Source organism: Pseudomonas sp. SMN5 (genome assembly GCF_052041925.1).
Classification (GTDB): Bacteria; Pseudomonadota; Gammaproteobacteria; order Pseudomonadales; family Pseudomonadaceae; genus Aquipseudomonas.
Genome location: NZ_JBKGGX010000001.1, coordinates 416,268 through 429,655, shown reverse-complemented (window position 1 = coordinate 429,655; position 13,388 = coordinate 416,268). Strand labels below are relative to the sequence as shown.

General features: G+C 61.6%; 10 protein-coding genes. 2 read left to right on the top strand and 8 right to left on the bottom strand.

Annotation, left to right across the window (positions count from 1 at the left end):
* The first annotated feature begins 522 nt into the window (after nucleotides 1-522).
* Nucleotides 523-1,374: a CAP domain-containing protein gene (locus ACLEJR_RS01740; protein ID WP_440792529.1), complete on the top strand. Its 852-nt coding sequence runs from the start codon at nucleotides 523-525 to the stop codon at nucleotides 1,372-1,374.
* A 54-nt stretch (nucleotides 1,375-1,428) separates the two neighbouring features.
* Here ACLEJR_RS01740 and ACLEJR_RS01735 read toward each other — a convergent pair whose 3' ends face one another.
* Nucleotides 1,429-2,325, bottom strand: coding sequence for an NAD(P)/FAD-dependent oxidoreductase (locus ACLEJR_RS01735; protein WP_440792527.1), 897 nt, complete (start codon nucleotides 2,323-2,325; stop codon nucleotides 1,429-1,431).
* Nucleotides 2,326-2,458: 133 nt separating this feature from the next.
* On the opposite strand from ACLEJR_RS01735, the gene ACLEJR_RS01730 reads away from it, so the two are divergent.
* A complete protein-coding gene (locus tag ACLEJR_RS01730; protein ID WP_440792525.1) occupies nucleotides 2,459-2,908 on the top strand; it encodes an Rrf2 family transcriptional regulator in 450 nt (149 codons plus the stop codon).
* Between the two features lie 183 nt (nucleotides 2,909-3,091).
* Here the strand turns inward: ACLEJR_RS01730 and mqo are convergent, their stop codons facing one another.
* The 7 genes from mqo to ACLEJR_RS01695 form a co-directional block, all read right to left on the bottom strand.
* Entirely contained in the window at nucleotides 3,092-4,735 is a 1,644-nt protein-coding gene (gene mqo, locus ACLEJR_RS01725; protein ID WP_440811780.1) for a malate dehydrogenase (quinone), read from the bottom strand.
* 350 nt (nucleotides 4,736-5,085) lie between these two features.
* Entirely contained in the window at nucleotides 5,086-6,291 is a 1,206-nt protein-coding gene (locus tag ACLEJR_RS01720) for a DUF1624 domain-containing protein (protein WP_440811778.1), read from the bottom strand.
* 353 nt (nucleotides 6,292-6,644) lie between these two features.
* Nucleotides 6,645-8,015 (bottom strand): ATP-binding response regulator, encoded by a 1,371-nt coding sequence (locus ACLEJR_RS01715; RefSeq protein WP_440811775.1) that lies wholly within the window; start codon nucleotides 8,013-8,015, stop codon nucleotides 6,645-6,647.
* A complete protein-coding gene (ercA, locus tag ACLEJR_RS01710; protein WP_440792518.1) occupies nucleotides 7,999-9,150 on the bottom strand; it encodes an alcohol dehydrogenase-like regulatory protein ErcA in 1,152 nt (383 codons plus the stop codon). Before ercA ends, ACLEJR_RS01715 begins: the two co-directional genes overlap by 17 nt.
* 108 nt (nucleotides 9,151-9,258) lie before the next feature.
* Nucleotides 9,259-9,330, bottom strand: coding sequence for a pyrroloquinoline quinone precursor peptide PqqA (gene pqqA / locus ACLEJR_RS01705; protein ID WP_003243383.1), 72 nt, complete (start codon nucleotides 9,328-9,330; stop codon nucleotides 9,259-9,261).
* A gap of 235 nt (nucleotides 9,331-9,565) precedes the next feature.
* Nucleotides 9,566-11,086 carry an acetaldehyde dehydrogenase ExaC gene (exaC, locus tag ACLEJR_RS01700; RefSeq protein ID WP_440811773.1) on the bottom strand — a complete coding sequence of 507 codons (1,521 nt, stop codon included), beginning with the start codon at nucleotides 11,084-11,086 and terminating at the stop codon, nucleotides 9,566-9,568.
* Nucleotides 11,087-11,386: 300 nt separating this feature from the next.
* Complete coding sequence (locus ACLEJR_RS01695; protein ID WP_440792514.1) at nucleotides 11,387-13,162, bottom strand: PQQ-dependent methanol/ethanol family dehydrogenase; 1,776 nt, start codon at nucleotides 13,160-13,162, stop codon at nucleotides 11,387-11,389.
* Nucleotides 13,163-13,388: the final 226 nt, after the last annotated feature.

Genomic DNA, 13,388 nt, shown 5'->3' with positions numbered 1-13,388 from the left:
CTCAAGATCAAAAGCCAAAGCAAAGCAAAGCAAAACAAAGCGAGGCGGCCTAACGGCCGACCTGACTTTTCCGGCTGTACCTGAATCCTGTGGGAGCGGGCTTGCTCGCGAAGACGGCCTGTCAGCCGAGCAATCCTCCGTGGTTGCAACCCGATCCATTGTGGGAGCGACGGCCTGACTGCCGACCAATCCTTTGCGGTTGTAACCCGATCCATCGTGGGAACGAGCCTGCTCGTGAAACGTTGAGCGTGTGACGCCCGGCACGTATGCAAATGCCCCGATTGGCTGGGTCAGGCCGACCGACGCGCTTGCTTAACTGAAAGCGCTAAAGATCGATGTCTTTATACCTTTAAGCGACGCCGATGGACCTATTCGCCAGAAAATTGATCCCACTACTTGAGGATTGTCCCGAACGGTACCTGGTCGTACCGTCCCGCGGGATTTCAAGAGAGCGTGAATACCATTGCCCCAGTCGGGCAAAAATTGCGCATTATAGGCGCCGTCCGCTCAAGGGAGATTTACATGCGTGCCATTTCATCCGTCATGCGTCTTGCCGTGCTGTCGCTGGGGCTGGTGTTCGCCGCCAATGCCAGCGCCACCGAAGAGACGCAACTGGTCGAGTCCATCAACCTTTACCGCAGCCAATCCCAAAGCTGCGCCGGCCAGGCTTCGCTGGAGCTGCCACCGCTGGCAATGGATACCCGGTTGATTCTCTCGGCCACGGGGATCGGCGACCTGCAACAGGCCTTGGCGCGGGCGGCTTACCCGATGGTCAACGTTCAGGCCATCAGCCTGTCGGGGCCGCGAGACGCGCAGGGGGCGATGAAAGCCATCCAGGAAAGTTTCTGCCAGGTGGTGCTGGACCCGCAGTTCGTCGACATCGGCGTAAGTCGCCTGGACCGCGAATGGCGCATTGTGGTGGCGCGGCCATTGCTGTCGGCTCGCCTGGGTGACTGGCAAGCCGAAGGGCAGAAACTGCTGAAACTCATCAACAGTGCCCGCGCCCAGCCCCGTCGCTGCGGCACTGAAGCCTTCGCGGCCACCACCCCGCTGACCTGGAATGCGACACTGGCACTCGCGGCGGTCAACCACACCCGAGCCATGGCCAACAATAACTTTTTCGACCATAAAGACCGCGACAACCGCATGCCGGGCGACCGTGCCGAACTGGCCGGCTACCTGGGCCAGTTGATCGGTGAAAACATCGCCGCCGGCCAGGACACCGCACTCAAGGTCGTGGACGGCTGGCTCGCCAGCCCAGGCCACTGCGCGAACCTGATGAACCCGCAGTTCCGCGAACTGGGTGCCGGTTACGCGACAGACCCGAAAAGCGATGCGGGGATCTATTGGACGGCGATGTTCGGCACGCAGTGACCCCAAGCTTGCGGCGAGGGGATTGATCCGCTGGGCAGCCTGTCGGCCCTGCACTCATTGCTTCGTGAAAATCAACGATCGATGCACACCCGACGCTGCACGCACCCCGTCACCGACGGCCAACGCCACCGAGCCGAACGGCATGGCCGCATCGCCGCAGGCAAACACCCCGGGCACACTGGTCTCACGGGTCATCGTCTCGGTCTGGATGAACGCTCCGAGTGGCCCGTCTTCAAAGGCACAGCCCAAGGACATCGCCAGTGAACCCGACACCCGGGTGCGCGGTAGGACAAACAGGCCATCAATACCCATCACGCGTCCATCGGCCAGCACTACATCGGCTCGCTCGCCTTCGATGCGCACGACCCGCTCCGGCACCAGCGTCACACCGCGTTGCGCCAGGCTCAGCCGTTGCTCAGCGTCGGGCTCGAACACGCCCTGGGTGAAAAACGTGGTCGGACCCCAATCTGGAAGCATCAGGGCGTGGTGCAGCGACATTTCCGAGGTCGCCAGCACACCAATCGGCCCTTGCGCCAGTTCATAACCGTGGCAGTAAGGACAGTGAAAAACGCTTTTACCCCAACGCTCAGCCAGCCCTTCTACCGCCGGCAAATCATCGATCACGCCGGTTGCCAACAGCAGGCGCCGAGCGCTGTGCCGCTCGCCGCCGGCGACTTCAACGCTGAAACCACCCGCCTCATGGACGGCCTCGAGTGCGCTGTCCGATAGCCAATGGACGGTCGGATAAGCCATGAGCTGGCGGCGAGCATCCTCTGCAATGTCATCAGGCGCACGGCCGTCTTGCCCGAGAAAACCGTGGGAGGTGGCCGCGAAACGGTTGCGCCGCTGGCCCGCATCGATCACCAGCACTTTGCGCCGGGCCCGAGCCAGTTGCAGGGCTGCGGACATGCCGGCATAGCTGCCGCCCGCGATGATAACGTCGTAGTGCATGGTCGAACTCCCTGGGTGGATGAAAGTCTCGACACATCGTAAGTTTCTTGAAAAGTCGGTGTCAACGGTCTCGTAACTTTTGCGATTACAGGCGATACTTTTTCGGTCCTAACCACCGAATCTTGCGCCAATCATGAGAACCGACACCCGCCTGTCTCGCATGCTTCATGTGCTGATCCACATGGATCGCCATCAACAATCCGCGACCTCCGATACCATCGCCCAGATGCTGGGCACCAACCCGGTGGTCGTCCGGCGGACCATGGCATTGCTCAAGGAACACGGTTACGTCACGTCTGAGAAAGGCCATCGAGGCGGCTGGGCCCTGACCAAGCCCCTGTCAGACATGACCTTGCTGGACATTCACCAAGCGTTGGGCAGCACGTCGATCTTCTCCATCGGCCTGTCCACCGACCACCCGCAATGCCTTGTAGAACAAGCGGTGAACGCGGTGCTGACGGAGGCGTTCGATGAAGCCCAAGCGCTGCTGCTCAAGCGGTTGGGCAGCATTACCCTGGCGCAATTGGCGGAGGATTTTGACCAGCGGTTCCGGGAGCTTCCCACGACGGGAACTCACCACTGACTTGGTTGACAAGAAATCAGTGATCCGCAGCCACTGTGGAGCGAGCCTGCTCGCAAAAGCGCTGGCTCAGCTTGCACAGAGGCTCCCATACGGGTCGATTGTTTGCAGGTCTTGGATGCAATCAAAAAAAAAACGCCGCTCAATGAGCGGCGTTCTTGTACCTCGCCAGACAACGTCCGGCTTTTAAAGCGCCATGTCAGCCGCCGGGTTGCCTTCACGGGCCGCTTCCGGCTTGGCCGGTGCCGCGGGGGTACCTGGCTTGCCGATCGCCGGTGGCGGGTCCAGTTGCAGGACCTGGCTGGTGTAAGCCCACTCCTGAGCCACGCGCTCAGGGCTGTCGTTGAGCTTGGTGCCATAGCTCGGCACGATCTGGTGCAGTTTTTCCTGCCAGGCCGGGCTGGCGACTTTGTCCTTGAAGACCTTCTCAAGCACGGTCAGCATGATTGGCGCGGCGGTCGAGGCGCCTGGCGAAGCACCCAGCAGACCAGCAATGCTGCCGTCCTGGGAAGCGACCACTTCGGTGCCGAGTTTCAGCACGCCGCCCTTCTCTTCGTCACGCTTGATGATCTGCACACGCTGGCCGGCCTGCCACAGACGCCAGTCTTCCTGCTTCGCCTCAGGGAAGTATTCCTTCAGGGCGTTGAAGCGGTCTTCGTCCGACAGCATCAGCTGGCCGGCCAGGTATTCCACCAACGGATACTGTTCGATACCGACCTTGGTCATCGGCCACACGTTATGAGTGGTGGTGCTGGTCAGCAGATCGAAGTACGAGCCGTTCTTCAGGAACTTGGTCGAGAAGGTGGCGAACGGGCCGAACAGGATCACACGCTTGCCATCGAGCACGCGGGTGTCCAGGTGCGGAACCGACATCGGCGGTGCGCCAACCGATGCCTTGCCATAGGCCTTGGCCAAGTGCAGCTGGGCAACGGTCGGGTTCTCGGTGACGAGGAACGAGCCGCCAACCGGGAAACCTGCGTATTCCCGGGCTTCCGGAATGTCGGACTTCTGCAGCAGGTGCAAGGCACCGCCGCCGGCGCCGATGAAGACGAACTTGGCGTCGGTCTCGGTTTCGGTACCGTCTTTCAGGTTCTTGTACGAAACGCGCCAGGTGCCGTCTTCGTTGCGGGTGATGTCTTCCACTTCGCTGGACAGTTTCAGCGAGAAGTTCGGCTTGGTTTGCAGGTAAGCGGCAAACTGGCGGGTGATTTCGCCGAAGTTGACGTCGGTACCCAGTGGACTCCAGGTGGCTGCGACCTTCTGGCTCGGATCACGCCCTTGCATCATCAGCGGAACCCACTTGCTGATTTGCGCAGGATCTTCGGAATACTGCATGCCGGCGAACAGCGGGCTGGCCTGGAGGGCTTCGTAGCGCTTCTTCAGGAACGCGATGTTCTCGTCGCCCCACAGAAAACTCATGTGCGGCGTGGAATTGATGAACGAACGTGGATTCTTCAGCACGCCGTTCTTGACCTGCCAGGACCAGAACTGACGGGAGATCTGGAAGGCTTCGTTGATTTCGATGGCCTTGGAGATATCGACCTTGCCGTTCTTGTCTTCCGGCGTGTAGTTCAGCTCGGCCAGCGCAGAGTGACCGGTACCGGCGTTATTCCAGCCGTTGGAGCTTTCTTCGGCAACACCGTCCAGGCGCTCGACCATTTCCATGGTCCAGCCCGGCTCCAGCTCATTGAGCCAGACGCCGAGTGTCGAGCTCATGATGCCCCCACCGATGAGCAGGACGTCGACTTTTTTAGCCTCGGCGGCGTGCGTGGTCGCAAGACCCATCGCCATCGCCAGGCCCAATAGCGCCGTGTGTGTTTTCTTCAACATGTGTGTATCCCTAGGATGGAACGCCATTCCGTCCACCGGTCCTGTTCAATCGTAGACCACGCCCATGGCTGGCAGTGCCCGCATGGTGGGATCGAAAGGATGGGTGGAAGGACCTACAGGACCGAGCAAAAGGTCGGCCTCAGATTTATGTCTCTCCGGCGCTGACTTCTTGTAGGTCTTGGCTTCAGCTGAGTGAGGGACACTGCAAAACGGTTGTGCTCGGGTCTGGTTTGACCGTGCCCGATTGTCGCAGCGGGGGGAGTTTACATAATGAAATAAGCAGACCGAAGCATCTTTTTACATTACGGACGAAAAACGCCGGCCAGATGACGGCGTTTTATTGGCTCTGATCAGAAATACTTGAGCAGCGCGATGTCCCGTCGCCGTTGCTTCAGACCGGCGAACCAGCGGGTCGGGAAGAACAGGGCCACGCCCAACAGCACGCTCCATACCCACACCAGGGGCAAATGGTCGAAACCGAAATACGCCCCCTGGTTGGTGCCCCAGAGAGCAACCGCTACCAGGTACAGGGCCTTGAGCACGTAGAGATGCAACAGGTAGAAAAACATCGGAGCGCCGCCGTAGACCGCCAGCAAGGCGATGGTGCTCCGAGCCTGGGCCTTCTCGAACAGTGCCAACAGGATCAGGCCAACTCCAAGCGTCGGCAGCAGGAACATCAATGATGGCGGGTACTTCGTCGCACTCAGGAAACTCATGGCGGTGCGCAGCGCATCGCCGGTCTGCACCCAGGGCTTGTCGCCATAGACGTTCAGGTAGCGGATGACGACGAACGCCACCAGCAAGCCGATGCCCACCTGCAACAACCGCCGCACTCGCACGGCGGGGTCCACCTGCCGGGCAAACCATGGTCCGATGGCCCAGCCCAGCAGGATCACGCCGATCCAGGGCAGCACCGGGTAAGTGGTGCGGGCGCGGGTGAATTCGGTGAGATCGATGAATGCCCGCTGGTGCAGGATCGACCAGGGCACGAAGAACGGCGAGTCAGGTGCCAGCACGATGCCGTCCAGCAGGTTGTGGCCGGCGACAATCGCAATGCCGATGACGACCAGCCAACTGCGCTTGAGATGCAACAGCATGGCCAGGGCGATCATGCAAATGCCGATGCACCAGATCACCTGCAGCCACAAGGTTTTGGGGGGGAACTCGGCGGTCCAGGCGAAACACACGAACGTGAGTTCCAGCACCACCAGGAACAGCCCGCGCTTGAACAGGAACATCGAAGTTTCAGCAGCGGTGTGCTTCTGGCTGTAGAGCCAAGCCGACAACCCGGTGAGGAAGATGAACACCGGTGCACAGAGCGTGCTGAGCAGCCGGGTGAAGAACAGATCCGGGGTGACACTCAGTGCATCGATCGGGTCGCTGACCTGCCGGTGCAGCAAGAACGTTTCGCGAACATGGTCGACCAGCATCAGCAACATCACGAACCCTCGCAGGGCATCGATGGCCAGCATGCGCACATGGGTTTTGGCGAGGCTCGTGGCAAGGGTGGGCGCGGCGACGCCGGACAGGCTCGTCACAGGGGAAGAGAGGCTCATGGCAATACTCGTCGGGGATCCGTATAAGACAAGGAATGAGAATCCCTATCAAAAGAAAGCGGATAACATAACACAAAACACCACGACGAATAGACCCTTCACGGTGGGCATAGGCCTGCTTGCGAAGACGACGGTTCACTCAGGCTCGTGCCGGCTGACCTTCCGCTTTCGCGAGCCGCTCCCACCGACTCTTCGGCGGGTCTGGATGGTGTGCCCGACGCATATTCATTGTGGGAGCGGGCTTGCCCGCGAAGATGGCTGCACATCCGACATCTCGGCTGACTGACCCTCCGCTTTCGCGAGCAAGCTCGCTCCTACAGGGGAGCCATCGCAGGGAATGAGTACACCGCGCGCTAGCCGAGCAACTGGCTCAACACCGCTCGCAACTTGCCGGGCTTGACCGGCTTGTTGAGCAACGGCGCATTCAGCTTGCGCAAGGCGCGGCGACACTGGTCGCTGCGGTCGGCGGTGATGATCACGGCCGGAATCGGCTGCTGGAAATGCTCGCGCAGATGCCTCACCACTTCACAGCCGACCACACCATGGTCGAGGTGGAAGTCCGCCAGGATCAGCTCCGGCGCCTGGCCTTGCAGCGCATCGAAGGCGCCCGCCTCGTCAGTGGCCGTCAACACCTCGCAGCCCCATTGCCCCAACAGCGCGGCCATGCTTTGCAGAATGCTCAGCTCATTGTCGATCACCAGCAACCGGCGGCCCGGCAACGGGTTGCCGGCCACCGCCTGTACCGGCGTGTGTGAGACCGGCAAGGGGCGTTCGGCGGACAACGGCACCTCGATGCTGAACACCGAGCCGCGTCCGGGCCGGGAACGGACCTGGACCCGGTAGCCGAGGATGTGAGCGATGCGCTCGACAATCGCCAGGCCCAGGCCCACACCTTTGCGATCAGCCGCCCGGCCGACGTCCAATTGGTTGAATTCGAGGAATATCGACTCCAGGCAATCGGCGGCGATACCGCGCCCGGTGTCCCAGACTTCCAGGCTGACCCGCCCTCCCCGGCGCCGTGCGGCCAGCAGGATGCCGCCCTGGTCGGTGTAGCGGCAGGCGTTGCTGAGCAGGTTGCGCAGGATACGGGTCAACAGGCGCAAGTCGGTCGCGACCGCTGCATCGACGAAACGCACCCGCAACTCCAATCCTGCGGCGCCCGCCACCGTTTGAAACTCCGAGACCAACGGCGCGAGCAGTTCATCGAGTCGATACGGGGCCACGTCGGGCCTGACGGCGGCCTGGTCGAGCCGGGAAATGTCCAGCAAATCGGTGAGCAGGTCTTCGGCCCCCTCCAAGGCCTGGTGGGTGCGCTCCACCAGCACGTGCTCGGCGGCAGGGAGTTGGCGCTCGCGCAGCGTGGCAATCAGCAAGCGTGCGGCGTTGAGCGGTTGCAGCAGGTCATGGCTGGCGGCGGCCAGGTACTTGTCCTTGCTGCGATTGGCGGCCTGGGCGGCGTCCCGGGCGTCGCGCAACTGTTGCTCGATCAATTCACGCCGGGCGATCTGTTGTTGCAGGTTGTGGTTGGCCTCCAGCAGCGCATCGGTGCGCTCGGCCACGCGCTGCTCCAACTGGTCGTTGAGCTGCTGCAAGCGTTGCCGGGCCTGTTCCAGTTCCGCCAGGCGCGCCGCCAGCTCCGGGTAATGGCTCTTGCGTGTCGAGTGATTGCCCAGCCCCAGCAAACCGGCCAAGGCTGTTTGCTGTTCGTCAGAGGGCTTCGCCATAGACGACCTCGACATCGCGCTGGCTCGATTCACGAGGGTTGGTGAGGATGCACGGGTCATGCATCGCATGTTGCGACAGGAAGGGAATATCCGAGGTGCTCACCCCATGCAGGCCCAGGGTTTCATGGAAGCCGATGGTGTGTTTGAGAGCAATCAGGTGCTCCACCAGCCGCGTGCGGATCTGCGGATGATTGAGCCCCCGGCAGTCGATGCCCAGCGTCTCGGCAATCACCTTGAAGCGCTCCGGCGCCGAGGTGTAGTTGAACGCCACCACATGCTCCACCAGCACCGCGTTGCACAGGCCATGGGGCAAGTCCAGGAAGCCGCCCAGGCTGTGGGACATCGCATGCACTGCGCCAAGGATCGCATTGGAAAACGCCAGCCCGGCCTGCATGCTGCCGAGCATGATCTTCTCGCGCAGGGCCACATCACCGGGATTGGCGATCATCTGCACCAGGTTATTGTTGATCAGGCGCATCGCCTCCAGTGCATGGGGATCCGTCAACGGGCCGTGCCCGGTGGAGACGAAGGCCTCGATGGCATGCACCAACGCATCGATGCCAGTACAGGCGGACAGGAACGGGTCCATGCTCAAGGTGGTTTCCGGGTCGATCAGCGACACATCCGGCACCGCAGCCTTGCTGACGATGGAAAACTTCATGCGCTCCTGCTGATTGGAAATGATCACGAACTGCGAGACGTCGGCTGAAGTACCGGCCGTGGTGGGAATCAGGATCAGCGGCGGACTGGGCACATGCAGCGTGTCGACGCCTTCGAACTCGAGGATGCTGCGACCATGGGCAACCACGATACCGATGCCTTTGCCGCAATCCATCGGGCTGCCGCCACCGACCGCGACGATCACATCGCAATGATTTTCCCGGTACAGCTCGGCACCGAGCATCACTTCCTCGACCCGAGGGTTGGGCGAGACGGCGCTGTAGATGCAGTAGTCGATGGCCTGGGCCTGGAGACTGGCTTCGACATCGCCCACCCAACCGGCCGCGATGACCCCGGGGTCGGTGACGATCAGCACCTTGCGTGCGCCGAAAGTCTTGGCGTAATTGCCGACGTTGTGCCGGCAACCGGCACCGAACATGATTTCAGGGGAAACGAACTTGCGCAGCGGGCTCATCGGTAAGCCTGTTCTTATTGTGAAATACCCTGAGCCTAAAGCATCCCGCCGTTAATGCAATCAGACCAATGGGTAGCCCGGCCCAGACGCACCGGACCGGGCTGCCGCTCATCGGTTGGCGAAGTACATCGTCACTTCAAAGCCGATACGCAGGTCGGTGTACGCGGGTTTAGTCCACATGGGTCTTTCCTCTTCTTGTACCGGGCGATTCCGGCAGGGTCATTAATGCACGGGGAGCGCAAGGCTCGAATGCTACTTTCGAAGCGGTGGGTGGGGTGCGTTGGTAGGGGGCTACACATGACCCATGTGGGAGCGAGCCTGCTCGCGATTGCGGTGGATCAGATAACTCAATGTTGAATGATCTGGCCTCATCGCGAGCAGGCTCGCTCCCACAGGGTTATGCGGTGGCTTTGGATTAGAAGAACCCCAACGGATTCACGTCATAGCTCACCAGCAGGTTCTTGGTCTGCTGGTAATGGTCGAGCATCATCTTGTGGGTTTCACGACCGACGCCGGACTTCTTGTAGCCACCAAACGCGGCGTGGGCCGGGTACAGGTGGTAGCAGTTGGTCCACACGCGGCCGGCCTTGATCGCCCGGCCCATGCGGTAGGCGCGGTTGATGTCGCGGGTCCACAGACCGGCGCCGAGGCCGAACTCGGTGTCGTTGGCGATCGCCAGGGCTTCGGCTTCGTCCTTGAAGGTGGTAACACCCACCACCGGACCGAAGATTTCTTCCTGGAACACCCGCATCTTGTTATGCCCCTTGAGCAAGGTCGGCTGGATGTAGTAGCCGCTGGACAAGTCCCCTTCCAGGCGCTCGGCCGCGCCGCCGGTCAGCAGTTCGGCGCCTTCCTGGCGGGCAATCTCCAGGTAGGAAAGAATCTTGTCGTATTGCTGCTCGGACGCCTGGGCGCCGACCATGGTGTCGGTGTCCAGCGGGTCGCCACGTTTGATCTGCTCGATCTTCTTCATCACCACTTGCATGAATTCATCATAAATCGATTCCTGCACCAGGGCGCGGGACGGGCAGGTGCAGACTTCGCCCTGGTTGAAGAACGCCAGGACCAGGCCCTCGGCGGCCTTTTCGATGAACGCCGGTTCGGCCTGCATGATGTCTTCGAAGAAGATGTTCGGCGACTTGCCGCCCAGCTCCACGGTGGACGGAATGATGTTCTCCGCCGCGCACTTCATGATATGCGAACCGACTGGGGTGGAACCGGTGAAAGCGATCTTGGCGATGCGCTTGCTGGTGGCCAGTGCCTCACCGGCTTCGCGACCGAAACCGTGGACGATGTTCAGGACCCCGGCCGGCAGCAGGTCGGCGATCAGCTCGGCGAAAATAGTGATCGATAGCGGAGTCTGTTCCGCCGGCTTGAGCACGATGCAGTTACCGGCGGCCAGCGCTGGCGCGAGTTTCCAGGCGGCCATCAGCAGCGGGAAGTTCCATGGGATGATCTGCCCGACCACCCCCAGCGGCTCGTGGAAATGATAGGCGGTGGTCAGCTCGTTAATCTCGGCGGCGCCGCCTTCCTGGGCGCGGATGCAGCCAGCGAAATAGCGGAAATGGTCAGCCGACAGCGGCACGTCCGCATTGAGGGTTTCGCGTACAGCCTTGCCGTTGTCCCAGGTCTCGCTGACGGCCAGCAGTTCGAGGTTCTGTTCGATGCGATCGGCGATTTTCAACAGCACCAGGGCCCGTTCCTGCACCGAGGTCTTGCCCCAGGCATCGGCGGCCGCATGGGCAGCGTCCAGTGCCTTGTCAATGTCGGCGGCGTTGGAGCGTGGGAATTGAGCGATCACCTCGCCGTTGACTGGGGAAGTGTTGGTGAAGTACTCGCCATTGACCGGTGCGACGAACTCGCCGCCGATGAAATTGCCATAGCGCGGTTTGAAGGAAACGACGGCGCCTGGGGTTCCGGGTTGTGCGTAGATCATGATGGGCCTCTGCCTGGTCGATGCCTGTCGCGGGACAGGCGATAGGCCGATGGTAGAGAGCCCCGCTTGCCTGACGAATGCGTCGTTGGCAGGAGGGGCTCTCGTTATTTGGTCGTAGGTTTCGAGTCAGCAATGCCGGCTCGAATAGGTATATTTGTGGCGAGGGAGCTTGCTCCCGCTCGGCTGCGAAGCAGTCACCCGTCCGGCAAACCAGGGTTTACTCAGAACCGAGGCACCGTTTCCGGGAGGGCTTCGCCCTCCAGCGGGAGCAAGCTCCCTCGCCACGGGTAAACGCAGGTTTCAACGTTTGGCGACAAGTTCTTTCGGCAGCTTGAACGTCCACAGCATCCCGCCCTGGTTGAAGTCCTTCACGCGCTTGGCCACCTCGCCACCCCACAGCGGCACCGCGCCGCCCCAGCCGGAGACGACCGACACGTACTGCTCGCCGTCCATTTCCCAGGTGATGGGCGAGCCGAGCACGCCGGAACCGGTCTGGAATTCCCAGACCTTTTCCCCGGTCTTGGCGTTGAAAGCCTGCAGGAAGCCTTCAGGCGTGCCGGTGAACACCAGGTTGCCCTTGGTGGTCAGCACCCCGCCCCACAGCGGCGCGAAGTTCTTGTGGCGCCAGACTTCCTTGCCGGTCTTGGGGTCAATGGCCCGCAGCACGCCGATGTAATCTTCGTTCAGCGGCTTGATGGTGAACCCGGCACCGAGGAACGCCGCGCCTTTCTTGTAGGCGATGCCTTCGTTCCAGATGTCCATGCCCCACTCGTTGGACGGCACATAGAACAACCCGGTGTCCTGGTTGTAGGCCATCGGCATCCAGTTCTTCGCACCGAGGAACGCCGGTGCGACGAACACCGAACTGCCCTTCGCCTCGCCGCCCGGCGCCCCTGGACGGCTCGCCTCGTTGTAGATCGGCCGCCCGTCCTTGTCCAGGCCCGTGGCCCAGGTGATCTTGTCGACAAACGGGAAGCCACGGATGAACTTGCCGTTGGTGCGGTCGAGCACATAGAAGAAGCCGTTACGGTCGGCGGTAGCCGCCGCCTTGATGTCCTTGCCACCGTCCTTGTAGTTGAACGAGATCAGTTCGTTGACGCCGTCATAGTCCCAGCCGTCGTGGGGCGTGCTCTGGAAGTGCCATTTGATGCTGCCGTCGTCCGGGTTCAGGGCCAGGCGTGACGATGAATAGAGGTTGTCGCCAGGGCGCAGGTGGGAGTTCCACGGCGCCGGGTTACCGGTGCCGAACAGCAGCAGGTTGGTTTCCGGGTCGTAGTAGCCGCCCAGCCAAGGCGCGGCACCGCCGGTTTTCCAGAGATCGCCGGGCCAGGTCTTGCCGGCCTCCCCACCGGAAATACCGTTCTCGATCGCCTTACCGTTCTTGTAGACGTAGCCCATGTGCCCTTCGACGGTCGGGCGGGTCCAGAGCAGTTCGCCGTTCTTCGGATCAAAGGCGCTGATCTGCCCGACCACGCCGAACTCGCCACCGGCCACCCCGGTGATCAGCTTGCCGTTAACGATCAGCGGCGCGGCGCTGATGGAATAGCCTTCCTTGTGGTCGGCGACTTTCTTGCTCCACACCACCTTGCCGGTGTCCTTGTTCAAAGCCACCAGCTTGGCGTCGAGGGTGCCGAAGAACACCAGGTCGCCATACAGCGCCACGCCACGGTTGATCACGTCGCAGCAAGGGCGGATGTCATCGGGCAGGCGCGCATCGTACTGCCAGAGTTTCTTGCCGGTGCGCGCATCCACGGCAAACACCCGTGAATAGGACCCGGTGAGGTACATCACCCCGTCCTTGATCATGGGCTGGGCTTGCTGGCCGCGTTGTTTCTCGCCGCCGAAGGAAAATGCCCAGACCGGACGCAGATCCTTGACGTTATCGACGTTGAGCGCGTCGAGCGGGCTGTAGCGCTGGCCCTGGACGCCAAGGCCGTTGGTCACAACCTGTTGCGGGTTCTTGGGGTCCTGGAGGATTTCCTGATCGGTCACGGCGGCCAGGGCCGAACCGGACAGCAGCATGGCACTGAGCAGCAGGCTCACGGCGAAGGGCTGGCGACGTGCGGGATGAGTCATGACGGCTACCTCTGCGATTATTGTTATACCCGGGAAATTTTCCCGGTCTGGCGCAGATTCTTGGCCTCGGGGCCATCGTCAACAATTGCCCGCTGTGTTGAGTTTTCTAGTTCCTTGGTACACATGAAGTTCGCCGCCCCCCTGTGGCGAGGGAGCTTGCTCCCGCTGGGCTGCGAAGCAGCCCCAAGGCCAGGCGCCTCGGTGAATCAGGCAGGGCGCGTTGAGT